Raw genomic sequence first — 24,697 nt, 5'->3', positions numbered from 1 at the left:
GTCACTTGATGCTGAAGCCCGGCGACGCATCGCCGGTGCCGCGCGGGCGATCGACATCGCCAACGCTGGTGTCGAGCCGCGGCTTCGGCCGGTCGCCGCCGGTCACGCCATTGCTGGTTTGCCCGAGGAGAAGGCGTTGCAGGTCGTCCGAATCCTGGAAGGCGTCGGTCGGCAGCTTGATGTCGTTCGCCGATACGGGCTGGACCAGATAGGGGGTCACGACGATCACCAGTTCGGTCTCGCCGCGGCGGAAGCTGTCCGATTTGAACAGCGTGCCCAGCACGGGAATGTCGCCGAGCCCCGGAATCTTGTCGATCGCGCCGATCGAACGGTTGTTCAGCAGTCCGGCGATCATGAAGCTTTCGCCCGAACCCAGTTCGACGGTCGTTTCGGCGCGGCGCACCGTCAATGCAGGAACCTGAAATCCCTGGATCTGGATCGCGCCTTCGGTCGAAAGCTCCGACACTTCGGGACGAACGCGCAGGCTGATCCGCCCGTTCGACAAGACCGTCGGGGTATAAGCGAGGCTGACGCCATATTGACGATATTCGATCGTCGTGCCCGCGAAATTGCCGGGGATCGGAACCGGAAATTCGCCGCCCGCGAGGAAGTTGGCGGTTTCGCCGGAAATCGCCGTCAAATTCGGCTGGGCCAGCGTGGCGACCATGCCCGACCGTTCGCCGACGTCGAGCGAGGCGATCAGGTCGAGGCCGAACAGGCGGCCGGCGCCGGCAAGGCTGTTCGTTCCCGACGGCGTGTTGACGACGAAATTCGTCGAGCCATCGGGGTTATAGGTGATCGTCCCCGCCGGGCGGCCGCGGAACACGCCGCCCAGGAAGCCCCCGGTGCTGTCGCGCGTCAGGACGTTGCCGCTGATTTCCTTGACCAGGGTGCGGTTTACTTCGGCGATGCGAACCTGCAGGTTCACCTGCAAGGGGGTTGCCGTGCGCAGTCGCGACAAAACCTTGGTCGTCTCGCCGACAAAGGCCTGCACCAGCCGTTCGGCTTCGGCCGCATCGTCGGGCGATTCAACCGTTCCCGTGAGCAGCACAAAGCCGTTCATCGTGTTCGCCGAAATGCTCGCGCCCGGCATCGCCAGCGACAGCATCTGGTCGATCGTTTCGATGTTGTTGCCGACGCGGGCGACGGTCGAAAAGACGACCCGGCCGCTGGCGTCGGTGGCATAGATGCTCGTCTCGCCGGGTTTTTTGGCGAAGATGTAGAGCTGGCGGTTCGAGCGGACCTGGACGTCGGCGACACTGTCGTCGGCGACGAAGATGTCGGACATCGAAGCCGGGAGGCTGACGAGGCGGCCGCGACCGACCGACAGGTCGATGCTGCTGCTGGCGTTCTGCACGGCCTGCGCGATTGCAGGCGTCGACGGCGCGCCGACCAGGGTCGCGGTCATCAGACCGATCGCCAGGGTGCGGGCCAAGGCTGCTGCCTTGAAATTGGCTTTGCTGTTCATCTTACTTACCCCCAACCGGAACGACGGTCATCTTGTCGCCGCGGGTCACCCGCACGACCGGGCCAGCCGGCGCAGCGCCACCGCGATCCCCGTAGGACGGCGCGGGATTGGTGTTGCCGGATGCCTGCGGCGGGGCCGACACGCGGCCGCGAACGGGAATCCAGAAGCGCGACACGTCGCCGCCCGTCGTCGCCGACGACCGGCTGGCGGTCGGGCGTGCGGCCGCTTCGGCGAGCATTTTGCGTTCGGCGACGGCGCCGCCCTTGGCGGGCACATTGATCTCACCCGAAGCGATGGCGCTTTCGAGGTCGCCGGTGCTTTCGGCGAGCGGACGCAGCGCCAGCGACAATTTGCCCATGTCTTGCGCCACGGCGATCTTCTCGGCGATTTCCGGCGTGGCTTCCAGAGTCACCGAGCCGAAGGTGCGAACCGGGGTCTTGCCCGTTTCATCCTCGGCATCGTAACGCTGGTCGGTTGCCAGGACGCGCACGTTGCGAACGATCGTTTCGGCGGTGAAGATCTGTTTGTCGGGATAGGCGCTGCCTTCCTGGACCTCGATCGTCTGCGCCAGCATCACATCGACGCGGTCGCCCGGAAAGACGAAGCCGGCGACGCCCTGTTCCTGGCTGACCTTGACGGTGACAGCCCGCATGCCCGGCCCAAGCGCCGCAGCGAGGAAGCCGCGATCGTCGGGATGGACCAGTGCGCCTTGCGTCAGCGGCTGGCCGGCGGTGATCGGATAGCGCACGACGGTTCCGACCAACGTGTTGACGTCGGTCTTTTCCTTCATGAAATAGGCCTTCTCGACCAATTCCTTCGGCCATGGCTGGAACCGGAAGCTGTCCGGACCGACGATCGTGCCGACGGGGAGCTGCCGCGTCGCCACCAAAATCATCGGACCAGTAATTTCCGGTGCCGCTGCTGCACGAGCCTGCGGCGCTGCCGCTCCGCGCATCATCAGGTTGACCCCGAACGCCGCGCTGATGGCAATCACCAGCGCGCCGACGATCAGCATAATCTTTCGCGTATCCATGACGATTTTTCGCCTCCTCACACCAACCAGACACGGCGGTGCTTGCCCTCAGGTTCAACCGATAGCCTGAAACTGGTTAAGATAGTGTTGGTGAAGCGCCCAAAGGCCTGCGGCCGCGATGGCGACCCCATAGGGCACCTCCACGGCTTTGTCCGAAGGTCGCAATTTCATATAGATAAGCATGATGGCGGACAGGATTCCGCCGCCCACGGCCATTACCGTCAGTGCCGGCAGGAACAGCGGGAGCGGGATCCACAGCGTCACCGCGCCAATCATTTTCACGTCGCCGCCGCCCATCGCGCCGATGGCGAACAGCCCGGCGAAGACCAGGAAGACGGCAAAGGCCGCCGCGAACTGGATCGGCATATCGGGCCAGGGCGCAAGGTCGCTGGCAATCCAGAAGGGGATCGCGAGCAGCGCCATCGCGACGTTGAGTTCGTTGGATATCGTTCGCGACCGCACATCGCTGATCGCGGCGGCCACCATCAATATGCCGAGCAGGAGCATCAAGCCAAGAGAGATCGTGCCGCTTTCCATCGGTTTTCCCCTACGCATTATGGCTTACCAAAGGGTAACCATGGCGCAGGGTACGCGCGACTTGCATTCCGCGGTCCAGCGGATATGCGGCGGGCATGACCGCTGCGCCGCCTTCCGTCACCGATGTGCTGATTGTCGGCGCCGGGATCGCGGGCGCCAGCCTGGCCGCGGCGCTGGCACCCTGGCGCCGCGTGATGGTCGTGGAGGCGGAGGATGCGCCGGGCTATCACGCGACTGGCCGATCGGCGGCCTTCTGGCACGAAAGCTATGGCGGGGTCGGGGTGCAGCCGCTGACCCATGCTTCGCGCGCGACGCTGGAAAACCCGCCCGCCGATTTTTCCGAACAGGGTTTCCTGTCGCCGCGCGGCGCCCTGACGCTCGGTCGGCGATCGGATGCGGCGGCGGTCGATGCCTTTGCTGCCAAATTTTCTGCGCAGGGTGTCGATGTCGTGCGGATGTCGGGCGCCGCCGTCAGCGATCGCATTCCGGGCCTTCGTCCCGAATGGAGCGAAGCCGCTTATGAGGCGGCGTGCCGCGACATCGATGTCGGCGGCCTTCATGCGGCGTATCTGCGCGCGGCCCGGCGGGCCGGGGCGACTCTGGTCACGCGGGCACCGTTGCGGCGGGCGCGGCGCGTTACCGCCGGGTGGGACGTCGAATTGGGCGACGACCGGGTCCGCGCCAGCCTGATCGTCAACGCCGCGGGGGCCTGGGCGGACGAGGTCGCTGCGGCTTGCGGCGTCGCGCCGGTTGGCATCCAGCCCTATCGCCGGACGGTAATGCAGGTTCGGCTGGGGGTGCCGGTCCCCGCCGACCTGCCGCTGGTCATCCATGTCGGCGGCGAGTTCTATTTCAAGGGGCAGGGCGAGAGCCGCGTGTGGTTGACCCCGCATGACGAGACGCCGACGACGGCGCACGACGCAGCGCCGGAGGAGTTCGACGTTGCGCTGGCGATCGACCGGATGCAGTCGGTCGTCGATTGGCCCGTAGTCGCAGTCGAACGAAAATGGGCCGGGCTGCGCAGCTTCGCGCCCGACCGGCTTCCCATGTTCGGCGTCGACCGGCACGACCCCGCCTTTTTCTGGTGCGCGGGGCAGGGCGGGGTCGGCATACAGACCTCACCCGCAATCGCCGCGCTGCTCGCGGCGCAACTCGGCGCGGCGGTTCCGACGGGGGCGATCGGGCGGATCGACCCGGCCCCTTTCGCGCCATCGCGTTTCCGCTGAGCCATCTACCGGGTTGCGCGGCGAAGCGACGGGATTACCATGGATATGGCCGTGCCACCCCCGGCATGGCCTGACCTGTGGAGGATGGCATGGCCCATTATTTCGAGATCAAGAAGAACAAGGCCGGCGAATTTGTCGCCTATTTCAAATATAATAGCGAACCGATCTTCTGGACCGAGGGCTATAGCAGCAAAGCCTCCGCAAAAAATGCCATCGAGTCGATCCTGAAAAACGGTCCGGGCGCGGAAGTCCGCGAAGCCGAATGATCTTTATCGCGCGGGCGTCCGGCGCGCCCGCGCGACTTCCAGCGCGGCATCGCTTGCAAGCGTGTCGGCGAGTTCATTGTCGCCGTGCCCAGCATGGCCCTTCACCCAGATCCACTCGACCCTGTGCCGCGCATTTTCCTTGACCAGTCGCTGCCACAAATCGGCGTTCGCGACGGGCTTTTTCGCCGCCGTCTTCCAGCCGTTTTTTTGCCAGCCGAATATCCATTTGGTGATGCCGTCGCGAACATAGACGCTGTCGGTGGACAGTTCGACGTTGCAGCTGCGCTTCAGCGCGGCAAGCGCCTCGATCGCGGCCATCAATTCCATGCGGTTGTTCGTCGTATCGGGCTCGCCCCCCGACAATGTCTTCACCACATCGCCCCAGCGCAGCACGGCGCCCCAGCCGCCGGGGCCGGGATTGCCCTTGCACGCGCCGTCGGTGGCAACGATCACGGTCCTGCCGCTGCCTTCGGTCATGCAATGGCGAACAGGTTTGCGGCGTCGTCGGCGCTGTAGCGCCGCAGGCGGGCGAGGAAGGGCGAGGGGTCCTTGCGCGTGACAAGCGCGTCGGCAGGCGTATGGATCCAGTCGTGCGCGCGCGTCAGCAAGAAACGCAGCGAGGCGCCGCGCGCGAGCAGCGGCAGGGCAGCGATCTCCGCCTCGCTCAGCGCGATCTCGCTGGCATAGCCGCGCATCAATGCCTGGGCTCGTGCCGGGTCGCAATGCTGTCCATCGGCTGAAAACACCCAAGAGGCATGGGTGATGACGAGGTCGTAGGCGCGAAAATCGCTGGCGGCGAAATAGAAGTCGATCAGTCCGGTGACGCGGTTGCCGAGCATCAGCACATTGTCGGGAAACAGATCGGCGTGAATGACATGCGCGGGCAATCCGACCGGCCAACGCGCGTCGAGCCACGCCAGTTCGTCATCGACGAGACGCTGGAGCCCCGGCAACACGCGGTCGAGATCGCCCGCGGCTTCCGCGATACCGCGCCAATGGCGATGGCCCATGCTGTTTTCGCGCGCGTCGGCATAGCCCTCGAGCGCGCGGTGCATCCGGCCGAGCGCCGATCCGGCCGCTTCGCATTGTTCGGGGGTCGGATGGGTCAGCGAAATGCCCGGCAGGAACTGGATGACGCAGGCAGCGCGACCGGAAACCTGCTGGATGGCGATGCCGCTTCGGTCGCGGATCATCGCCGGGACCGGGCAGTCCGCGCGGGCGAGATGGTCGAGCAGGTCGACAAAGAAGGGCAGGTCGCCTTCGCTGACCCGCTTTTCATAGAGTGTCAGAATGAACCGGCCGCCGGTCGTTTCGAGCAGGAAATTGCTGTTCTCGACGCCTTCGGCGATCCCCTTGCACGAGACAACGGTGCCGATGTCGTAACGCGAAACAAGTGCGGCAAGGTCATCGGGCTCGACGTGGGTGTAGACCGCCATCAGCTGAGTTCGAGACCGCGGGGCAGTTTGAAGATCATATTCTCTTCGGCGGTGACGACGATGTCTTCGACGATCCGCCGATGCGTCGCAACCGCGGCGATCACTTCGCGGACCAGCGTTTCGGGCGCGCTGGCGCCCGCCGTGATACCGAGCGTCCCGATGTCCGTCAGCCACGCGGGATCGACATCGACACCGCGCTGGACCAGATGCGCGGGCGTTCCCAGCCGCTCGGCGACCTCGACGAGGCGCAGGCTGTTCGAGCTGTTCGGCGCGCCGATGACGATCAGCCGATCGCATTCGCCCGCGATCGCCTTCACCGCTTCCTGGCGATTCGATGTCGCGTAGCAGATATCCTCGCCCCGCGGGCCGGAGATCGCCGGAAAGCGGTGCTGCAATGCCGCGACGATATCGCGGGTGTCGTCGACCGATAGTGTCGTCTGTGTCAGGAACGACAGCATGTCGGAATCGGGCGGCGACAGGGCCGCCACATCGTCGACCGATTCGACGAGTGTCATCGCGCCGTCCGGCAATTGGCCCAGCGTGCCGATCACTTCGGGATGCCCCGCATGGCCGACGAAGATGATGTGGCGTCCGGCCTCATGGGCGCGTTCGGCCTGGCGATGCACTTTCGACACCAGCGGGCAGGTCGCGTCTATATATTCCAGACCGCGCAATTCGGCCTTTGCCGGAACCGCCTTGGGCACGCCATGCGCGCTGAATACCACGGGAACCCCGTCGGGAACCTGATCGAGTGATTCGACAAAAATCGCGCCCATCGCTTTCAGCGATTCCACCACATAGCGATTGTGGACGATTTCGTGACGGACGAATACCGGCGCCCCATATTTCTGGAGCGCGAGTTCGACGATGCGGATCGCGCGATCCACTCCGGCGCAAAAACCGCGCGGGGCGGCGATCAAAACCCTGAGTTCTGCCGCTTCGCTGCTGCCCACAGGGGCGATATGATGGGGTGCATTCATCTCGCGGCGGCTCTAGCGCAGCGCGCGCCATGCGGTAAAGCCACTTCGCACCGTTGCGCCTTGTTCATCGCACCGATAAGAAGCGGCGCGCATGAAGCGGGACCAGCCGTCCCGACGCCTGTCAAAGCGCCTGTTTGGAAAGCCCGTTTATCATGATGCCCATTTCGTTCCCGTCGCGTAAATTCCTGACTGTGCTGTGCGGCACGGCAGCCATGGCGACGGTGGCGGGCTGCGCGAAGGATAATGAAATCGACCTTTCGGGCGGGGTCGGGATTACATCGACGCGCAGCGCATGCCCCGCTGTTGCGGTGCCGCTGCACACCGGCGACGTGACGCTGTTCGACCCCGCGACGAGCCGCGACGCGCGTGCCGTCGATGTCGTGGCGGCGATCACCAACGTGACCCCGCAGTGCAACGATGCCAGCGAAAAAGTCTATCAGCTCGCCAGTTTCGACGTTGTTGCGACGCGGCGCGACGCCGGCCCCGCGCGGACGGTAACCCTGCCTTATTACGCCACCGTTTTGCAGGGCGGCACCGCCGTGGTCGCAAAACGGCTGGGCAATGTCGCGGTGACCTTTGCCGAAGGGCAGGTGCGCGGCACGGGCCGGGCGCAGGCTTCGGCCTATGTCGACCGCGCCGCGGCGACATTGCCCGCCGATATTCAGGACCGGATCACCCGCAAGCGGAAAGCCGGCGACCAGGATGCCGCGATCGACCCATTGGCGCTTCCCGAAGTGCGTGCGGCGGTGCAGCGGGCGAGTTTCGAGCTGCTCATCGGTTTCCAGCTGACGCAAGACCAGCTGGAATATAACGTCCGACGATAAGTCCAGCGGCGGCGCTTCGGTGCCGTTCGCCCCGTTCAGGCCCTGCGCGCCGATGGTGACGCAGGGCTTTTCGCGTGCCCCAAGCTGCGATAGGGCGCGCGCAAGTCATTTTCCGATCGAAGATAGGCCCCGACCGTGACCCTGTTCAGCCGCTTTTCAGACCATATCGACACTGCGCTCGACGCGCTGGTCGCCCGCAACGCCCTGCCTGAAGGTCTCGACCGTTCGGCGGTCAGCGTCGAGCCGCCGCGCGACCCCGCGCATGGCGATATCGCGACCAACGCGGCAATGGTGCTTGCAAAACCAGCGGGCATGAACCCGCGCACGCTGGCCGAACTGCTCGTCGCCGAGCTCGCCGCGCTTGATGAGGTGACCGAAGCAAGCGTCGCGGGTCCGGGCTTCATCAACCTGCGCCTCGTCGATGACAGCTGGCGCGACGAACTTGCCGCGATCCATAGCGAAGGCTGCGATTATGGCCGTTCGACGATGGGGAAGGGACGGCGCGTCAACGTCGAATATGTTTCGGCGAACCCGACCGGCCCGATGCACGTCGGGCATTGCCGCGGCGCCGTTGTCGGTGATGCACTCGCCGCGCTGCTCGAATATGCGGGCCACGACGTCATCCGCGAATATTATGTCAACGATGCCGGTGCGCAGGTCGATGTCCTCGCGCGGTCGGTCCACATGCGCTATCGCGAAGCGCTGGGCGAGGACATTGGCGCGATCCCGGAAGGGCTCTACCCCGGCGATTATCTGATGCCCGTCGCGGACAAGCTTGCCACCGAATATGGCGACCGCTTTGTCGGCGCGCCCGAAAGCGCCTGGCTGGGCCTGTTCCGGGCCGAGGCGGTGAGCGCGATGATGGACATGATCCGCGCCGACCTTGCCAAGCTGGGCATCCACCATGACCTGTTCTCGTCCGAAGCCGAGCTCCAGGCCGAGGGCAAGCCCGCCGCGGCCGAGAAATGGCTGCGGGACCATGACCTGGTCTATGACGGCGTGCTCGAAGCGCCAAAGGGCGAAACGCCCGAAGATTGGGAGCCGGTCGAACTGCCGCTGTTCCGCTCGACGCAATTCGGTGACGATCAGGATCGTCCGATCAAGAAATCGGATGGCAGCTGGACCTATTTCGGCGCCGACCTCGCCTATCATTTCCAGAAAAGCCAGAATGCCGATGAGCTGATCGACATCTGGGGCGCCGACCATGCGGGGACGGTCAAGCGGATCAAGGCCGCGGTGGCCGCGCTGACCGGCGGCAAGACGCGTTTTGACGTCAAGCTGGTCCAGATGGTCCGCTTGCTCAAGAATGGCGAGCCGTTCAAGATGTCGAAGCGCGCGGGCAATTTCGTGACGCTGGCCGATGTCGTCGACGAAGTCGGCAAGGATGCGGTGCGTTTCACCATGCTGACCCGCAAGGCGGACGCCCAGATGGATTTCGACTTTGCGAAGGTGGTAGAGGCGTCGCGCGACAATCCGGTCTGGTATCTGCAATATGCCAACGCCCGTATCTCGCGCCTGCGCAAGAAGGCGGGGGAGGCGGGGATCGCGTTGTCGGCGCCCGTTCCGGCGCGCCTCAACATGCACGAGCTCGGGTTGATCAAGTTGCTCGCCCAGTTCCCGCGGACGGTCGAGGCCGCCGCGTCGGCGCGCGAGCCGCACCGGATCGCATTCTACCTGGCTGACGTCGCCGCGGCATTTCACGCCTGGTACAATCTCGGCAACGACGACCCCGGCCTTCGCATCGTGATCGACAATGATCCCGAACTGACTGCGACGCGCCTTTATTTGGCCGACGGAATCGGGCAGGTTATCCGCAACGGGCTGAACCTGATGGGGGTCGAGGCGATCGAGGAGTTGGTTTGATGGCCGAGAATAGGGGCGCCGGACAGGCGGATGCGGGGCTGGGGCTGGAGGATGATGACCGACTGCCGTGGCTTGAAGCCGCCGACGGGTTCGAGGAGGATGGCGAAGTATCGCCCGCGCGCCTGCTCGTGATGGTGCTCGGCGGGCTGCTCCTGATCGGGGCGGTGCTCGGCGGCCTGTGGTGGGTCCAGAACGGCGGTGCGCGGGGTAAGGGCGAACTGATCGCCGCGCAGCAGGGCGACTACAAGGTCGCCCCGAAGAATGACGGGGCCAAGACGTTCGATGGCGAGGGCGATGCGAGCTTTTCGGCCAGCGAAGGCGCCGAACCCGCCGGCAAGGTCGACCCCTCGCGGATGCCCGAAGAGCCGGCGGTGACACCGCAAGAGCGCGAAGCGGCGGCGGCCAAGGCGACCGCCGATAAAACCGCGGCGGCGCAGGCGACGAAAGCCGCACCAGCGGACAAGGCGAAAGCCAAGTCGGCTGCAGTGTCGGCAAAGACGCCCGATGCGGCCGCGAAAACGGCGCCTGTGGCATCGGGCGGCGCGATGATCCAGCTCGGCGCATTCAGCAGCAACGCGGCGGCGGCCAAGGCATGGACCAATTTGTCCAAGCGTTTCGCCTATCTGGCCGAACTCAACAAGTCGGTATCCCCCGCCAAGGTCGGCGACGGCACCGTCTATCGTTTGCGGGTGGCAGCGGGGACAGCCGCAAATGCCGCGAATTTGTGCGGAAAACTGCGCGTCGCCGGTGAAAATTGCGTCATCGTTCGCTGATTCGGCCCGTTTGGCCGCAGACTCCGTTGGAGCTATCGAGCCGCTATGGCATGATCGGACCTTGGTCGCGGTCTGACAGGGCGGTGACCGATGGAGTTTGACGCACGATGATACCCGCGATCTTTGGCCTGTCGGGCCTGACCCTCACCGATGATGAGCGCGCCTTTTTTCGCGACAGCGATCCGGCGGGCTATATCCTGTTCGGGCGCAACATCGAAAACCGTGAACAGGTCCGGCGCCTGACCGACGAACTCCGGTCGATCGACGGGCGTGCCAATTTGCCGATCCTGATCGACCAGGAGGGCGGCCGTGTGGCGCGGATGAAATCGCCCGAATGGCCCGCTTTTCCGAGCGGCGCGGCGTTCGACACGCTGTATGAACGCGCGCCGGCGAGCGCGATCGAGGCGGCGCGGCTCAACGCCATGGCGCTCGCCGCGATGTTGTCCGAAGTCGGCATCACGGTCGATTGTCTGCCGCTGCTCGACGTCCGCCAGCCGGGCGCAAGCGACGTCATCGGCGACCGCGCGCTGGGCAGCGAACCGATGCGCGTTGCGGCGCTCGGCCGAGCCATCCTCAACGGCCTGCAAGACGGCGGCGTGGTCGGGATCGTCAAGCATATTCCGGGGCACGGTCGGGCCTTGCTCGATTCGCACAAGGAACTGCCCGTGGTCACGGCACTCGACCGCGATCTCCAGACCGATCTTGCACCCTTTGCGGCGCTCCGCGACGCGGCGATGGCGATGACTTGCCATGTCGTCTTCACGGCGTGGGACCCCGACCGGCCTGCCACGCTGTCGCCGGTCGTCATCGACAGCGTGATCCGCCAGCGTATCGGGTTCCACGGCCTGCTTCTGAGCGATGATCTGGATATGGAAGCGTTGTCGGGCGATGTCCCTTCGCGCGCCGCCGCGGCCGTGGCGGCGGGGTGCGACATCGCGCTCAATTGCTGGGGCAAGATGGACGACATGATCGGCATCGCCAATGCGCTCGATCCGATCAGCACGGTGTCGCGGGCGCGCCTCGAAGGTGCCATGGACCGGGTTTCGGGCGGCGGCGGCGATCGGGCCTTTGCGACGCTGGTCAACCAGCGCGATGCGCTGCTGGCGATGGCCTGACGCGCCGATGGACGAACTGCCGCTCGATTTCGAGATTGCACCGGCAGCGCCCGAACGCGACGACGCATTGCAGCTTTCGCTCGAAAGTTGGGAAGGCCCGCTCGACCTGCTGCTGGCGCTCGCGCGCAACCAGAAGGTCGACCTGAAGCAGATTTCGATCCTCGCGCTGGTCGAACAATATCTGACCTTCATCACCGAAGCGCGCGAATTGAAGCTGGAGGTCGCGGCGGATTATCTGGTGATGGCGGCGTGGCTGGCGTATCTGAAATCCGCGCTGTTGTTGCCCAAGGACCCGCTGGAAGACCCGTCGCCCGATGAGCTGGCGTTACGCCTGCAACTGCGGCTCCAGCGGCTCGCGGCGATGCGCGATGCCGCGGCACGGCTGCTCGCGCGGGACCGGATCGGACGCGACGTTTTTCTGCGCGCCAAACCCGAAGGATTGCACGACGTGCGCGTACGCCGCTGGGACGCCAGCCTCTATGACCTGTTATCGGCCTATGGTCAGGTCAAGCTGCGCGCCGAACCCGTCGTCCACATGGTTTCGCGGCGTCCGGTGATCACGCTCGACGCCGCGCTTCATCATCTTCAACGGATGCTGGGGGTCAAGCTCGACTGGGCCGAGCTTTCGGATTTCCTGCCCGCCGATTATGATGGGCCGCTTCGCCGCTCTGCCATTGCGTCGAGTTTTGTTGCCGCGCTCGAACTGGCGCGGCAAGGCCGGGTGCAATTAAAGCAGGACGGCGCATTCACGCCACTTTTCCTGAAGGCAGCGGCGATGGAGCCAGGGGCATGATCGACGATCTTGAACGCGCTATAGAGGCGATGCTTTTCGCCAGCGACGAGGCGCTCGACGCGCGTCAGGTGGCGAGTCGGCTGGGCGGCGAGATAGCCCCGGGCGATGTCCGGGCGATCATCCAGGCGATCGCCGCGCGGCATGCCGGAAGCGGAATCGAACTGGTCGATCGCGGCGGGCATTGGCATTTCCAGACCCCCGCTGATCTGGCCCACCTGCTGCGCCGCGAGCGCGACGATCCGCGCAAGCTGTCGCGCGCCGCCGCCGAAGTGCTGGCGATCGTCGCCTATCACGAACCCGTCAGCCGCGCCGAAATCGAAGCGATCCGCGGCGTCCAGACGTCGAAGGGAACGCTGGACGTGTTGATGGAGGCCGAATGGATCGCGCCCGCAGGACGGCGCGAAGTGCCGGGGCGGCCACTGATTTACAAGACGACCGACGCGTTCCTGCAACATTTCGGTCTCAACAGCCGCAAGGACCTGCCGGGTATCGAGGATTTGCGCGCGGCGGGGCTGCTCGACCCGGTCGACCTCGCTTTCGAGGAAGCGATGGGCGAGCTGGACCTAGTAAAAGACGGCGAAGAGGCCTAGATGACGGCCTCAAGGAGAATTTAAGATGGGTAGCTTCAGCATCTGGCACTGGCTCGTGGTCGGGATTCTCGTCCTGCTCCTGTTCGGCAAGGGCCGTTTTTCGGACATGATGGGCGATGTCGCCAAGGGTATCAAAAGCTTCAAGAAGGGCATGTCGGAAGACGACGGCCCGACGACGCCCGCCCCCAAGCATATCGAAGGCCAGCGTGCGCCCGACGCGGCGCCGATGCCGACGGCCGAGCACGACAAGCTCTGACCATCGTCCGCTTGCGGGGGAAGTTTTAGTTCATGTTTGACGTTGCGCCCACCGAGTTGCTGCTCGTCGTGGTGGTGGCCCTGGTGGTGATCGGCCCCAAGGACCTCCCCAAAGCGATGCGCTTCGTCGGGAAATGGATGGGGAAAGCGCGCGGGATGGCGCGCCATTTCCGTTCCGGGCTGGATACGATGATGCGCGAGGCCGAGCTGGAAGAGCTCGAAAAGCAGTGGCGCGAACAGAATGACGCGATCATGCGCGAATTCCCCCGCATCGATGGCGCCGACCTTCCCGCACCCTCTGCTCCGGTCAATATCCAGAAAGACGATCGCGAACGGCCCGCGGAGCCAAATCCTGCGGAACCCGAAACGCATGACGTTCCCCCGCGCGACGGACCATTGCCATGAGCGAAGAAACAGTCGTGACGCCCGGCGACGACGATGGTGCGGGCGGGAAGATGCCGCTGCTCGATCATTTGATCGAATTGCGGTCACGCCTGCTTAAATCGCTGCTGGCGATCGCGGTGGCCTTTGGCGTCTGCCTCTATTTCGCGGAGGATATATTCCGCGTGCTCGTCCAGCCTCTGGTTGCGGCCGGGCAGGGCCGGATCATCTATACCCAGCTGTTCGAGGCGTTTTTCGTCCAGATCAAGGTCGCGCTGTTCGCGGCCATGATGATCGCGTTTCCGGTCATCGCCAACCAGCTCTGGAAATTTGTCGCCCCCGGCCTCTACAGGCAGGAAAAACGCGCATTGCTGCCCTTTCTGTTCGCGACACCGGTGCTGTTCGCCGCGGGCGCGAGCCTGGCATATTTTGTGACGGTGCCCGTCGCGCTGCGATTCCTGCTCGGTTTTCAGGGCGATCTGGGCGGTATTCAGCAAGAGGCGCTGCCGTCGGTCGCCAATTACCTGAGCTTCATCATGCAGTTCATCATGGCGTTCGGCATCTGTTTCCTGTTGCCGATCCTGCTGATGCTGCTCGAACGCGCTGGCATCGTCACGCGCGAGCAACTTGTGTCGGCACGGCGTTATATGGTCGTCGCGGCCTTTGCGATTGCCGCCGTCGCGACGCCGCCCGATATTTTGAGCCAGTTTCTGCTCGCGGTGCCGTTGATCCTGCTATACGAAATTTCGATATTTGCGATCTGGTTCACGCAGCGCCGACGCAAAACAGGCGCCCAAGAGGCGCCTGTCGAGCCTCTCGAAGAGGCTTAGGGTAAGCGAGTAAGCTCGCGGCGGTCGCCCGATCAGTCGATGGCGTCGCTGCCTGCCTGACCAACCGATTCGATATCGCGGCCCGCACCCTTGACGGTGTTGCAGCCGGTAACGACGACACTTGCCAAAACGGCGAGAATGATAGCGCGGAAACTCGTCATTTTTTCAAACCTCTCTGGATGCGATGCAAAATGGCCCGGCACGCTTTCGAGGGGGGGAGGGAAATGCGGACCGGGCCAATGTTGCTGAGCAGCGCTGCGGGGGGGCGATGACCGCTGCTCGAATGGGAAACGACCGGAACAATCGATAAGTTCCCCAAAAAAATCGCATCGTTGAAATTTTTTTCGACCGATCAGGAATCGCCCGGATTCCAGTGGTTTGATTTCAAAGCGTGGTCAATCCGCTGAGCACCGCTAGGCCGAGGAAGGCCAGAAAACCCATGGAATCGGTGGTCATGGTGACAAAGATCGAACTCGCGACGGCGGGGTCCTGGTCGAGCCGGTCGAGCAATAGCGGGATGGCGACCCCCGCAACGCCCGCGACAAAGATGTTCACGATCATCGCGGCAGCGATGACGCCGCCGAGCTGGGGATTGCCGAACCACAGCGCGGTTGCGGTTCCCGCGATCAAGGCGATCGTCCCGCCGTTGAGCAGTGCAATCTTCATCTCACGCAAGATCGCCCGCCAGCTGTTGGACTCGGTCAGCTGGTTCATCGCGAGGGCGCGCACGGTGACCGCAAGCGTTTGCGTTCCTGCGTTCCCGCCGACCCCCGCGACAATCGGCATCAGCGCGGCGAGCGCGACCATATGCTCGATCGCGCCGCCGAAAAAGCCGACGATCGAAGAGGCGAGGAGCGCGGTGCCAAGATTGGCGACGAGCCAGCGGACGCGCGCGCTGTAGGTTTCGCGGATCGGTTCGTTGATGTCGCCGTCGCCGGCGCCGGAGAGGCGCAAAATGTCTTCGCCCGCTTCTTCCTGGATGATGTGGACGATGTCATCGACCGTGATCATGCCGACCAGTCGCCCGCCCTTGTCGACGACCGCGGCCGAGATCAGCGCATATTTCTGGAACCGCAGCGCAACCTCTTCCTGGTCCATGTCGATCGGGATCAGCGTCTGCTCGCGCTTCATCACGTCGCTGATTGCAATGTCGCGCGGGGTGCGAAGGATCCAGCTCAGCTGGCAGGTGCCGACCGGACGGTGCATCGGATCGACGACATAAATTTCCCAGAAGTCGCTGGTCAGGTCGGTGTCTTCGCGCAAACGGTCGATGACGTCGCCAACGGTCACATGCTCGGGCACCGCGACCAGGTCGCGCTGCATCAGGCGCCCGGCGGATTCCTCGGGAAAGGAGAGGGCGTCTTCGATCGCGGCGCGATCTTCGGGTTCCATGGCCTGGAGTACGGCCTGTTGCTCGTCCTCCTCCATGTCCTCGATGATCGCGACGGCGTCGTCGGTGTCGAGTTCGGCCGCCAGTTCGGCGACTTGCTCGGGCGCGAGCAGGTCGATCAGTTCCTCGCGGACATAATCGTTCATTTCCGCCAGCACGTCGGCGGACAGCATGTCCCCCAGCACCGCGGCGAGCATCGGACGCTCGTCGGCGCGGGCCAGCTCGAACAGGTCGGCGATGTCGGCGGGGTGGAGGCGGCCGATCCGTTCGCGCGCGGCCTCGCCTTCGCCTGCCTCGGCAAGCTCGATGACGTCGCGGACGAATTCGGGTTTCAGCCGATCATCCTCGTCCAGTTCGGTTTCGATTTCGCGCGGCGGGGGGTCGCGGCTGCGATCGTCGGCGATGACCGCATCGTCCGGCGGCAGGGAATCTTCGCGTTTGTCCATCGCGCGGTCCTCCCTGGTTTCTTGCGGCGTCCGATTTTGCCCTAGTGCCGTGACCGGCCGATGGCAACGTCGGGAACGCCTTTTCCGCATTTAATGCGTGGCTTTGGCGGCGGCGGCGGCTATGGGACCCCCCAACACAGACCGCAGGAGTTCACCCATGTCCGAAACGCTCACCCTTTCGCTGTCGACCGGCGACGTCGTCATCCGTCTTCGCCCCGATCTCGCGCCGAAGCATGTCGAACGCATCTCGTCGCTCGCCAGCGAAGGCTTTTATGACGATGTCGTCTTCCACCGCGTGATTCCGGGTTTCATGGCGCAGGGCGGCGATCCGACCGGCACCGGCATGGGCGGCAGCGAACTTCCCGACCTGCCCCAGGAATTCAGCAGCGAGCCGCATGTTCGCGGCGTCTGTTCAATGGCGCGCGCGCAGAACCCGAATAGCGCGAACAGCCAGTTTTTCATCTGCTTTGACGACGCACGCTTCCTCGACAACCAGTATACCGTGTGGGGCGAAGTGATCGAAGGCATGGAAAATGTGGACGCGCTGCCCAAGGGCGAGCCGCCGCGCGAGCCCGGCAAGATCGTCAAGGCGACCATCAGCTGATTCAGGAAATCCCCGCTTCGGCGGGGATTTTTTTGACTAGTCGCCGATAAAGCCGTTGAGCCGTTCACAGGCGGAGATCCAGTCCTGCTTGAACTCCTGCACGACCTGGCCGGCGCCCATCGCCTCGTTCATCAGGCCGACGCCCTGGCCGACCCAATAGGTGGCGAGCGCCTTTGCGCCTTCGTGGCCGCCCTCTGACAATTTATCGACCTTGCGCAGCGCCGGTTCGCTAACCAGCGATTGCAGCGGCATGGGCAGCGGCTTGGGTGCGCCCTCGGCTTCCCATGCATCGGTCCAGGGCGAGCGGAGCTGGCGCGACGGTTTGCCGGTACGGCTTTTCGATCGGACGGTGTCGCGCGAGGAGGCGGCGAGCATCTTTTCCTTCACCACCTGGTTTATTTCGGCCTCCGCCGTCGTCAGCCAGACCGACCCGGTCCATGCGCCATGGGCGCCCATCGCCATCGCGGCCGCCATCTGACGTCCGGTGACGATGCCGCCCGCTGCCAGGATCGGCGTGTTCGCGCCGACCGCTTCGACCGCCGCCGCGACTTCGGGCACCAGCACCATCGTCGCGACCTCGCCGCAATGTCCGCCCGCTTCGCCGCCCGCGACGACAAGGATATCGACACCCGCGTGAACCTGCGCCAATGCATGGTCGCGCGTCCCGACCAGTGCGGCGACCGGCACCTGGTGTCGCTTGCCGAGTTCGAGCATCAGCGGCGGCGGCACGCCGAGCGCATTTGCGATCAAGCCGATCGGATGGCGGAAAGCGACTTCGAGCAGCGCAGCGGCCCCTTCGTCGGTCATATTTTCGCCCAGTCCTCCGCCGACCGCGGGAAGCGACAGATTGCCGTCATCGACACCATGTTTTTCGAGCAAGCCGGCGACGAAGGCCTGATGCTCAGCCGGAATGGCGGGCATCGCGCCGCGGGCCTCGCCTTTGCCGGCGAAGCTGTTGGGGACGATCAGATCGACGCCATAGGGACGCCCACCGATATGCGCGTCGATCCACGCAAGTTCTTCTTCGAGCCGCTGGGGTGGGAGCGAGGCGGCGCCGAAGACCCCCATGCCGCCGGCCTTTGACACCGCGACCACGACGTCGCGGCAATGTGAAAAGGCGAGCAGCGGAAATTCGATGCCGAGCATCGTGCAGATAGGGGATTGCATAGGACCTCTCCGAAATCGGCTTGAGCGCCGGTTGACACTCATGTCAGCGTTAGTTGACGTAAACGTCAAGTTGATTTGCGGGGCGGCGGCGGTAACGCGGAAGGCATGACCGACTTTACCTTGCCCGATTTCGACCTTGATGCCTTTGTTCGCGCCACTTTGGCCGAAGACCTGGGCGCAAAGGGCGATATCACGTCGATGGCGACGATCCCCGCTGACGCCCGTTTCGGCGGCGCAATGGACAGCCGCGATGCGATTACCGTCGCCGGCCTGCCCATTGCCGAGCGATTCTTTCGCGCGCTCGACCCCGCGATGGAGATCGAGACATTGGTCGGGGAAGGGGCGCAGGCAGCGCCCGGCAGCGATTTGATGCGCCTTTCGGGCAATGCCCGTGCCATGCTCACCGCCGAACGATCGGCGCTGAATACGGTCCAGCACCTGTCCGGCATCGCGACGATGACCCGCCAATATGTCGACGCGCTCGCCGGCACCGCGGCAACGTTGCTCGATACACGCAAGACGATCCCGGGACTGCGCGTGCTGGAGAAATATGCGACGCGAATGGGCGGCGCGAAAAATCACCGCATGGGCCTGTGGGATGCGGCGATGATCAAGGACAATCATGTCGCGGTGGCCGGCTCCGTCGAGGAGGCCGTTGGGCGCGCGGTTGCGGCGGGGATCGCCAGCATCATCGTCGAGGTCGACCGCGTGGCGCAGGTCGAGCCCGCTCTCGCTGCCGGTGCGACGCACCTGTTGCTCGACAATATGACCCTTGATCAGCTTCGCGAATGTGTCGCGTTGGTCGGTGGGACGGTGCCGACCGAAGCGTCGGGCGGGGTGCGGCTCGACACCATCCGGGCGATCGGCGAGACGGGTGTCACCTATGTGTCGGTGGGCCGTCTGACACAATCGGCGCCCGCGGCGGATATCGGCCTCGCCTTTGCGCTGGCCTAAACTGCTCCTGTTCGGGTTGGCTTTCGTTCCGGCGGCCGCCGACGCGCAAGCCCTGACATGCCGCGCCCCCGATCGCGTCCCGGTGCCGCGGCTCGAACAGCCCAAGCGGGGCGAACCCGTGCGCAATCCCAAGACGACGGGTTATTTGCTGAGCATGAGCTGGTCGCCGCAGCATTGCGCGGGCGTCCGCAACCCCAAGGATGCGCGCGACCGTTTTCAATGTTCGGGCGAGGGCGGGCGGTTCGGTTGGGTCTTGCATGGCCTGTGGCCCGAAACCGACAGTCCCGGTTATCCGCAATGGTGCCGCCCGGCAAAGATCGTCCCACAGCCGGTGCTGCGCCGACATATGTGCATGACCCCGTCGGCGCAGCTCATCCAGCATGAATGGGCGAAACACGGGACCTGCATGAGCCCCAATCCCGCTGCCTATTTCCGGGCTGCCGAGATATTGTTTCGTGCGGTGCGTTTTCCCGACATGAAGCGGCTTGGTGCGAGACCGCAGACTGCGGGGAGTATCCGCCGCGCCTTTGTCGCGGTGAACCCCGGCATATCGGCGCCGATGATTGCGGTGTCCGCGGACAGGCAGGGCTGGCTCAAGGAAGTGCGCCTGTGTCTTGGCGCGCGAATGAAGCCGACACGGTGCAAATCCTTTCAGACCGGACTTCGCGACAGTCGTCCGATCCGCATCAGGGCGCTGCCGGGCGCTTAACCCGCGCCAGCAGAAGCGTCCCGTGCCGGGACGCCGCCGCGTTAACACTCTTTTAACCTTATCGACTCGTTAACATCGTCCTAGCTTTGGCGGCATGGATTCGGACGATCATATCGACATTCGCCGCCTGATCCGGGCACATGGCGCGCGCCAGCTGACGATCGCGCGGCTGAACGCGCCCAAGGATTGGCAGCGCGAGTTGCGAACGGCCCTCGCAGCGCACCGCGAGCCGGTGTCGATTTTTTCGGGCAGCGATCTGAAGCTGTTTTTGCAGAGTTTCGCGGTGTTCTTCACCGCAACGATGATGTTCTTGATCTGATCAGACCCTAATCGCACGCCTTGTGAAGCTTCCACGCGAGAACCGCGGACACGAGGCACATCGCGGCGACCATCAGCAGTGTGTCGTCGATCGTCAGGCCAATTCCGATCAGCACGCTGAGCAGCAGCGTCGCCGCCACCATGAAGCCTGAATTGACGATATTGTTCGCCGCGACGGTGCGGGCGGTCTGCGATTTCGCGACCGTGGTGGTCAGAAAGGCATAGAGGGGGACGACGAACATGCCGCCCGCAATCGCAATGCCGAGCAAGTCGAGGATGATGCGATCGCCGGCGGTCAGCGACAGAAAGTCGCGCCAGTTCATCAGGCCGGTGCCGACATGGTGCCATCCCCGGACATTCCACCACAGGTCGAGCACGAACAGCCCCATCACGATCACCGACCCCGGCGAATAGCGCGCCGAGACGTGACCCTTGAGCAGTCGGTTGACGACGATCGACCCGATGGCGACGCCGACCGAGAAGATCGCGGTGAACAGCGTCGCGACCGTGTTGTCGGCGCCGAGGGCGTTTTTGACGAGCGGCGGGAACTGCGCCGCGAGGATGGCACCGATGGCCCAGAAGAAACTGATCGAGAGGATCGCGAGGAACAGCCGCGGGATGTGCATCGTCGAATTGACGATCTGCCACGACGATCGAAGGACATTGCGGTCGATGACCATCCCCGCCGCTTCTTTTTCCGGCGGCGCCGCCGGCACATAGGTCGCGGTCAGGCGCCCAATGATCGCCACCAGGATAATGCCGGGAATGGCGATATGCGGCGGGGTGAGGCCCCCGACGATCGTGCCGCCAAGGATCGCGATATAGGTGCCCGCTTCGACCCAGCCGGTCCCGGCGAGCACTTCGTCCTCCTCCAGATGTTGGGGCAGGATCGCGTATTTGATCGGGCCGAAAAAGGTCGAGTGCATCCCCATCGCAAAGAGCGCGAGCAGCATCACGGGCACGAGGTGAAACCAGATCCCGATCGCGCCGACGATCATGATGAAGATTTCGGCGGTCTTGATGACGCGGATCATCCGCGTCTTGTCCGTGCTGTCGGCGAGTTGTCCCGCAAGTGCGGAAAAGAGGAAGAAGGGCAGGATGAAAAGACCGCCCGCAAGCGCGTTGAACCACGCCTCGGTTTCCGGGTCCTTGTAGATGGTGAAGGTAACCAGGATCACCATCGCCATCTTGTAGAAATTGTCGTTGAAAGCGTTGAGGAACTGTGTCGCAAACAGGGGCAGGAACCGGCGTTGCTTCATCAGCGCAAAGGAACCGGTCATTGAAAATCCACTTTTATGTCCCGACATCCGGACAACGCCCGCCCCGTGGGGCAATAAGGTTGTCGCCCGGCGGGCTTATCGGTTAGGGGAAGCAGGGTCAAAGCCCATTTTGGGCTGCATATAACGCGCGCGATGGAATCAGGGACCATGCTCAGCCTTCCGAACATCCTGACTTTGTCGCGCATATTGGCGGTGCCCATCTTGCTGTTCCTGCTGTGGCCGGGGGTGATCGAAGGATCGCACCAGCCCAAGCCGGTCGACTATGCGCTCGCCTTTGGCCTGTACTGCCTGATGGGCATTACCGATTATTTTGACGGTTATGTTGCACGGTCGCGCGGTATCGTGTCGCGGCTGGGTGCCTTCCTGGACCCGATCGCCGACAAGATCATGATTGCGGCGGTCATCCTGCTGCTGGTGTTTACCCGCGATATTTCCGGCTATCATGTCATTGCGGCGCTGATGATCCTGCTTCGCGAGATTATCGTGTCAGGTCTGCGCGAATTTCTGGCGACGTTGCAGGTCTCGATGCCCGTCACCCAGCTTGCGAAATGGAAGACGACGTTCCAGCTCGTCGCCTTTGGCGCGCTGATCCTTGCCGGGGCGCTTCCGGCGATGGCGTGGATCAAGACGGTCGGGCTTGCCTCGCTGTGGGGCGCCGCGGTGCTGACGCTGATCACCGGCTGGGATTATCTGCGCGTCGGCCTGAAGCATATGGATTGATGCGGCGATGGCGCTGAATATCGCCTATTTCGCGTGGGTGCGCGAGCGGATGGGGGTGGCCGAAGAGGTCGTCGATGTTCCGGCCGGCATGGCCGACGTCGCCGCGCTGGTCGCTTGGCTGGCGGCGCGCGACGATCGCGGGGCGCTCGCCTTTGCCGACCCCCTGCGTGTTCGGGCGGCGATCGACGGGGTGATGGCGAGCCCCGGCTCACCGTTGGCGGGAGCCCGCGAAATTGCGCTTTTCCCGCCGGTGACGGGCGGGTGATCCGCGTCCTGGTCCAGACGGCGGCCATCGATGTGGCCGCCGAACTCGATCTCCACGATGCCGGGGGCCATGGCGCGAGCGCGAGTTTCATCGGCCGGGTGCGCGGCGACGACGGTCTGACCGAGCTGTTCCTCGATCATCATCCGACGATGACCGGGGCAGGGCTGGCCGATCTCGCCCATGGCGCGGTGGACCGCTGGCAGATTGCGGCGCTGACGCTGATCCATCGCGTCGGTGCGATGGCACCCGGCGACACGATCGTCCTTGTCCTCGCGAGCAGCCCGCATCGCGCCGAGGCGCTGGCAGCATGCGAATATCTGATCGACCGGCTGAAAACCGATGTCATGCTGTGGAAGCGCGAGACTTTTGCCGACGGACGTGTAGCCTGGGTCGAGCAGCGTGACGGCGATGCGGCGCGGGCGGAACGGTGGGGATAATCGTCCTTCCCCCATGACTGGGGAGTGAAGCCGTCCTAGCTGACCTGATGCTTGCGAAAAATATCGGCCAGCATCCTGAACTCTTCGGCGCGCGGGCTGCCCTTGCGCCATACGAGCGCAATCGTTCGCCAGTCGTGATCCGAATCGAGCGGGCGCGTGTCGATGTCGGTGTGATCGAGGATGCCCGCCTCGATCGCCATTTGCGGCAGCATCGTGATGCCGAGGCCATTGTCGACCATCTGCACAAGCGTGTGGAGCGAAGTTCCCATCATGCGTGCGCCCGCGCGCAGTTCGGGGCGGTTGCACGCGGCGAGGACATGGTCCTTCAGGCAATGCCCGTCCTCGAGCATCAGCATTTGCGCGGGGTCGATCTGGTCGGCGCTGACCATCGCGGGCAGATCTTCGCTCTGGTCGCCTGGGAAGGCGACAAACAGCGCATCGTCGAACAACGCCTCGCTCTCGACGTCGCCGCACGCATAAGGCAGCGCGAGCAGCACACAATCGACGGTGCCGTGGTGGAGCGATTCGCACGCTTGTGCGCTGGGCTCTTCGCGCAGGAAGAGCTTGAGCGACGGGCGTTCCTTGCGCAGGCGCGGCAGCAAGCCGGGGAGGAGGAAGGGCGCGATCGTCGGGATGACGCTCATCCGGAGTTCGCCGACCAGCGGCGCGGCGGCGGCCGCCGCCATGTCGGCCAGTTCTTCGGCTTCGCGCAGGACACGATGCGCCTTGTCGACGATCGCATTGCCAAGGCCGGTGAACCGAACGACGCGGCGGGTGCGTTCGACCAACGTCTGGCCGAGCAGGGTTTCAAGTTCCCGGATACCCGCCGACAGCGTCGATTGGGTCACATTACAGGCGTCGGCGGCGCGCCCGAAATGACCATGCTCGTGCAGCGCGACGAGATATTGCATCTGTTTCAAGGACGGAAGATAATGTTGCATTGATCGAATGTAGCAATCATTGAGGCAAATTCGAGAGGGTTATTCGATTAAATTTCCGCTCCAGAATGGCGGCGCTTATTGTGGCGCCATGCCGCATCGTGATAGCTAGTCCCGACAACCGGGGGCGGAGGTGCGGATGGCGATTTCCCGTTTTTTGGTCGGCGGCGTGGCGAGTGCGCTGCTGCTGACGGGCGGCTTGTTCATGTGGCAGGGCCATACCCAGATCGCCGAGGAAGAAGTTTTGCCCGATCCACCGCCGGCGTTGCCTGCCATTCCCGTCGCAGCGGCGGGTGCGCCGAAGCGCGGACCTGCGCCGCCGGCGCTGCCCGCCGCCAAGGAGGCATCGCGCGAAGAACGGCGATTCAACCGTTTCGACCGCGACCGGAATGACAAGATCAGCCGCGTCGAACTGATGTCTTCACGGACATCGGCGTTCCGCAAGCTCGACCGGGACGGCAACAATTTGCTGACCTTCGAGGAATGGGCCGCCGCGACGGGCGAGCGATTTGCCGGCGCCGACCGCGACAGGTCGGGCGACCTGACGCGGGCCGAGTTCGCGACGACCGCGCCGAAGCGAGCTGCCAAACCGAAATGTAGCTGTTAGGCCGCGACCCCGTCGGCAAGTTTGACCCAGTCGGCCAGCGCCCGACCAGCGCGCTGCGTATATCCCAGTTTGCGGTCTTTTTTGCGGACGTCGTCCGCGAGCGGCGGGAAGAGGCCGAAATTGACGTTCATCGGTTGATAGCTTGCCGCATCAGCGCCGCCGGTGATGTGCCCCAGCAAAGCGCCCAGTGCGGTCTCGGCGGGTGGCGGCGGCAGATCGCGCCCCGCAAGTTCGGCAATCGCGAAGCGGGCGGCGATCAGCCCGATCGCGGCGCTTTCGACATAGCCTTCGCAGCCGGTAATTTGTCCGGCAAAGCGAATGTGCGGCGCGGATCGGAGGCGGAGCTGCGCATCGAGCAGTTCGGGCGAGCGAATGAAGCTGTTGCGGTGGAGCCCGCCGAGGCGTGCAAACTCGGCCTTTTCCAGCCCGGGGATGGTGCGGAACAATTCGACCTGGGCGGCGTGCTTCAGCTTGGTCTGGAAACCGACCATG

The 24,697-nt window shown here is 64.4% G+C and carries 31 protein-coding genes; 19 read left to right on the top strand and 12 right to left on the bottom strand.

The features are described 5' to 3' along the window. Window position 1: 1 nt before the first annotated feature. From A3E77_RS15020 to A3E77_RS15010, 3 genes are read right to left on the bottom strand one after another with little or no spacing between them, the layout of a single operon-like run. Window positions 2-1,468, bottom strand: coding sequence for a type II and III secretion system protein family protein (locus tag A3E77_RS15020; RefSeq protein WP_293647373.1), 1,467 nt, complete (start codon window positions 1,466-1,468; stop codon window positions 2-4). A gap of 1 nt (window position 1,469) precedes the next feature. Beyond that, window positions 1,470-2,501, bottom strand: a complete 1,032-nt coding sequence (gene cpaB, locus A3E77_RS15015; protein WP_293647371.1) for a Flp pilus assembly protein CpaB — start codon at window positions 2,499-2,501, stop codon at window positions 1,470-1,472. A gap of 54 nt (window positions 2,502-2,555) precedes the next feature. After that, window positions 2,556-3,038 carry an A24 family peptidase gene (locus A3E77_RS15010; RefSeq protein ID WP_293647369.1) on the bottom strand — a complete coding sequence of 161 codons (483 nt, stop codon included), beginning with the start codon at window positions 3,036-3,038 and terminating at the stop codon, window positions 2,556-2,558. A gap of 95 nt (window positions 3,039-3,133) precedes the next feature. Between A3E77_RS15010 and A3E77_RS15005 the strand changes: the two genes are divergently transcribed. Then, the gene (locus A3E77_RS15005; RefSeq protein ID WP_293647367.1) at window positions 3,134-4,264 is read left to right on the top strand and encodes an NAD(P)/FAD-dependent oxidoreductase; all 1,131 of its coding nucleotides are present in this window, start codon (window positions 3,134-3,136) and stop codon (window positions 4,262-4,264) included. Between the two features lie 89 nt (window positions 4,265-4,353). Beyond that, window positions 4,354-4,530, top strand: a complete 177-nt coding sequence (locus tag A3E77_RS15000) for a YegP family protein (protein ID WP_293647365.1) — start codon at window positions 4,354-4,356, stop codon at window positions 4,528-4,530. Window positions 4,531-4,533: 3 nt separating this feature from the next. Here the strand turns inward: A3E77_RS15000 and rnhA are convergent, their stop codons facing one another. From rnhA to ispH, 3 genes are read right to left on the bottom strand one after another with little or no spacing between them, the layout of a single operon-like run. After that, on the bottom strand, window positions 4,534-5,007 hold the full coding sequence (gene rnhA, locus A3E77_RS14995; RefSeq protein ID WP_293647363.1) for a ribonuclease HI: 474 nt from the start codon (window positions 5,005-5,007) through the stop codon (window positions 4,534-4,536). Then, entirely contained in the window at window positions 5,004-5,966 is a 963-nt protein-coding gene (thrB, locus tag A3E77_RS14990) for a homoserine kinase (RefSeq protein ID WP_293647361.1), read from the bottom strand. Before thrB ends, rnhA begins: the two co-directional genes overlap by 4 nt. After that, window positions 5,966-6,946 (bottom strand): 4-hydroxy-3-methylbut-2-enyl diphosphate reductase, encoded by a 981-nt coding sequence (ispH, locus tag A3E77_RS14985; RefSeq protein ID WP_293647359.1) that lies wholly within the window; start codon window positions 6,944-6,946, stop codon window positions 5,966-5,968. Before ispH ends, thrB begins: the two co-directional genes overlap by 1 nt. Window positions 6,947-7,098: 152 nt before the next feature. On the opposite strand from ispH, the gene A3E77_RS14980 reads away from it, so the two are divergent. The 9 genes from A3E77_RS14980 to tatC all read left to right on the top strand — a co-directional run bounded on the left by A3E77_RS14980 (window position 7,099) and on the right by tatC (window position 14,370). Then, a complete protein-coding gene (locus A3E77_RS14980) occupies window positions 7,099-7,770 on the top strand; it encodes a hypothetical protein (protein ID WP_293647357.1) in 672 nt (223 codons plus the stop codon). Between the two features lie 135 nt (window positions 7,771-7,905). After that, entirely contained in the window at window positions 7,906-9,633 is a 1,728-nt protein-coding gene (gene argS, locus A3E77_RS14975) for an arginine--tRNA ligase (RefSeq protein ID WP_293647355.1), read from the top strand. Beyond that, complete coding sequence (locus A3E77_RS14970) at window positions 9,633-10,406, top strand: SPOR domain-containing protein (RefSeq protein WP_293647353.1); 774 nt, start codon at window positions 9,633-9,635, stop codon at window positions 10,404-10,406. Before argS ends, A3E77_RS14970 begins: the two co-directional genes overlap by 1 nt. Before the next feature lie 107 nt (window positions 10,407-10,513). Then, on the top strand, window positions 10,514-11,521 hold the full coding sequence (gene nagZ, locus A3E77_RS14965) for a beta-N-acetylhexosaminidase (protein ID WP_293647351.1): 1,008 nt from the start codon (window positions 10,514-10,516) through the stop codon (window positions 11,519-11,521). 7 nt (window positions 11,522-11,528) lie between these two features. Further along, window positions 11,529-12,314, top strand: a complete 786-nt coding sequence (locus A3E77_RS14960; RefSeq protein ID WP_293647349.1) for a segregation and condensation protein A — start codon at window positions 11,529-11,531, stop codon at window positions 12,312-12,314. Then, entirely contained in the window at window positions 12,311-12,904 is a 594-nt protein-coding gene (gene scpB / locus A3E77_RS14955; RefSeq protein ID WP_293647347.1) for an SMC-Scp complex subunit ScpB, read from the top strand. The genes A3E77_RS14960 and scpB overlap by 4 nt, the downstream gene beginning before the upstream one ends. A gap of 25 nt (window positions 12,905-12,929) precedes the next feature. Then, window positions 12,930-13,160 carry a twin-arginine translocase TatA/TatE family subunit gene (locus tag A3E77_RS14950; RefSeq protein WP_293647345.1) on the top strand — a complete coding sequence of 77 codons (231 nt, stop codon included), beginning with the start codon at window positions 12,930-12,932 and terminating at the stop codon, window positions 13,158-13,160. A gap of 32 nt (window positions 13,161-13,192) precedes the next feature. Then, window positions 13,193-13,564: a Sec-independent protein translocase protein TatB gene (gene tatB, locus A3E77_RS14945; protein ID WP_293647343.1), complete on the top strand. Its 372-nt coding sequence runs from the start codon at window positions 13,193-13,195 to the stop codon at window positions 13,562-13,564. Next, window positions 13,561-14,370 (top strand): twin-arginine translocase subunit TatC, encoded by an 810-nt coding sequence (gene tatC / locus A3E77_RS14940; RefSeq protein WP_293647341.1) that lies wholly within the window; start codon window positions 13,561-13,563, stop codon window positions 14,368-14,370. Before tatB ends, tatC begins: the two co-directional genes overlap by 4 nt. Window positions 14,371-14,402: 32 nt before the next feature. Here tatC and A3E77_RS14935 read toward each other — a convergent pair whose 3' ends face one another. Further along, the gene (locus tag A3E77_RS14935) at window positions 14,403-14,531 is read right to left on the bottom strand and encodes an entericidin A/B family lipoprotein (RefSeq protein WP_293647339.1); all 129 of its coding nucleotides are present in this window, start codon (window positions 14,529-14,531) and stop codon (window positions 14,403-14,405) included. Between the two features lie 223 nt (window positions 14,532-14,754). Beyond that, the gene (gene mgtE / locus A3E77_RS14930; RefSeq protein WP_293647337.1) at window positions 14,755-16,206 is read right to left on the bottom strand and encodes a magnesium transporter; all 1,452 of its coding nucleotides are present in this window, start codon (window positions 16,204-16,206) and stop codon (window positions 14,755-14,757) included. Between the two features lie 157 nt (window positions 16,207-16,363). Between mgtE and A3E77_RS14925 the strand changes: the two genes are divergently transcribed. Continuing rightward, entirely contained in the window at window positions 16,364-16,810 is a 447-nt protein-coding gene (locus A3E77_RS14925; protein WP_293647335.1) for a peptidylprolyl isomerase, read from the top strand. 36 nt (window positions 16,811-16,846) lie between these two features. Here A3E77_RS14925 and A3E77_RS14920 read toward each other — a convergent pair whose 3' ends face one another. Next, the gene (locus A3E77_RS14920; RefSeq protein ID WP_293647333.1) at window positions 16,847-17,977 is read right to left on the bottom strand and encodes an NAD(P)H-dependent flavin oxidoreductase; all 1,131 of its coding nucleotides are present in this window, start codon (window positions 17,975-17,977) and stop codon (window positions 16,847-16,849) included. A gap of 105 nt (window positions 17,978-18,082) precedes the next feature. Between A3E77_RS14920 and nadC the strand changes: the two genes are divergently transcribed. The 3 genes from nadC to A3E77_RS14905 all read left to right on the top strand — a co-directional run bounded on the left by nadC (window position 18,083) and on the right by A3E77_RS14905 (window position 19,959). Continuing rightward, on the top strand, window positions 18,083-18,931 hold the full coding sequence (gene nadC, locus A3E77_RS14915; RefSeq protein WP_293647331.1) for a carboxylating nicotinate-nucleotide diphosphorylase: 849 nt from the start codon (window positions 18,083-18,085) through the stop codon (window positions 18,929-18,931). 16 nt (window positions 18,932-18,947) lie between these two features. Continuing rightward, window positions 18,948-19,640 (top strand): ribonuclease T2 family protein, encoded by a 693-nt coding sequence (locus tag A3E77_RS14910; protein WP_293647329.1) that lies wholly within the window; start codon window positions 18,948-18,950, stop codon window positions 19,638-19,640. Between the two features lie 94 nt (window positions 19,641-19,734). Next, a complete protein-coding gene (locus A3E77_RS14905) occupies window positions 19,735-19,959 on the top strand; it encodes a hypothetical protein (protein WP_293647327.1) in 225 nt (74 codons plus the stop codon). Window positions 19,960-19,966: 7 nt separating this feature from the next. On the opposite strand, the gene A3E77_RS14900 is transcribed toward A3E77_RS14905, so the two are convergent. Then, window positions 19,967-21,238 carry an MFS transporter gene (locus A3E77_RS14900; RefSeq protein ID WP_293647325.1) on the bottom strand — a complete coding sequence of 424 codons (1,272 nt, stop codon included), beginning with the start codon at window positions 21,236-21,238 and terminating at the stop codon, window positions 19,967-19,969. Between the two features lie 147 nt (window positions 21,239-21,385). Here A3E77_RS14900 and pgsA point away from each other — a divergent pair, with 147 nt between their 5' ends. From pgsA to A3E77_RS14885, 3 genes are read left to right on the top strand one after another with little or no spacing between them, the layout of a single operon-like run. After that, window positions 21,386-21,958 carry a CDP-diacylglycerol--glycerol-3-phosphate 3-phosphatidyltransferase gene (gene pgsA / locus A3E77_RS14895; RefSeq protein WP_293647323.1) on the top strand — a complete coding sequence of 191 codons (573 nt, stop codon included), beginning with the start codon at window positions 21,386-21,388 and terminating at the stop codon, window positions 21,956-21,958. 7 nt (window positions 21,959-21,965) lie between these two features. After that, on the top strand, window positions 21,966-22,223 hold the full coding sequence (gene moaD, locus A3E77_RS14890; RefSeq protein WP_293647321.1) for a molybdopterin converting factor subunit 1: 258 nt from the start codon (window positions 21,966-21,968) through the stop codon (window positions 22,221-22,223). After that, entirely contained in the window at window positions 22,220-22,660 is a 441-nt protein-coding gene (locus A3E77_RS14885; RefSeq protein ID WP_293647319.1) for a molybdenum cofactor biosynthesis protein MoaE, read from the top strand. The genes moaD and A3E77_RS14885 overlap by 4 nt, the downstream gene beginning before the upstream one ends. Window positions 22,661-22,695: 35 nt before the next feature. Here the strand turns inward: A3E77_RS14885 and A3E77_RS14880 are convergent, their stop codons facing one another. Next, window positions 22,696-23,601 carry a hydrogen peroxide-inducible genes activator gene (locus tag A3E77_RS14880; protein WP_293647317.1) on the bottom strand — a complete coding sequence of 302 codons (906 nt, stop codon included), beginning with the start codon at window positions 23,599-23,601 and terminating at the stop codon, window positions 22,696-22,698. 136 nt (window positions 23,602-23,737) lie between these two features. Between A3E77_RS14880 and A3E77_RS14875 the strand changes: the two genes are divergently transcribed. Next, entirely contained in the window at window positions 23,738-24,205 is a 468-nt protein-coding gene (locus A3E77_RS14875) for an EF-hand domain-containing protein (protein WP_293647315.1), read from the top strand. On the opposite strand, the gene A3E77_RS14870 is transcribed toward A3E77_RS14875, so the two are convergent. Continuing rightward, window positions 24,202-24,697, bottom strand: a 496-nt coding sequence (locus tag A3E77_RS14870; RefSeq protein ID WP_293647313.1) for an FAD-dependent oxidoreductase, incomplete at its 5' end; no start/stop codon positions are given. The genes A3E77_RS14875 and A3E77_RS14870 overlap by 4 nt on opposite strands.

The organism is Sphingopyxis sp. RIFCSPHIGHO2_12_FULL_65_19, assembly GCF_001830555.1.
Taxonomy (GTDB): domain Bacteria; phylum Pseudomonadota; class Alphaproteobacteria; order Sphingomonadales; family Sphingomonadaceae; genus Sphingopyxis.
Note: the sequence above shows the minus strand (reverse complement) of the source record. Positions and strands in the feature narration are given on the sequence as shown.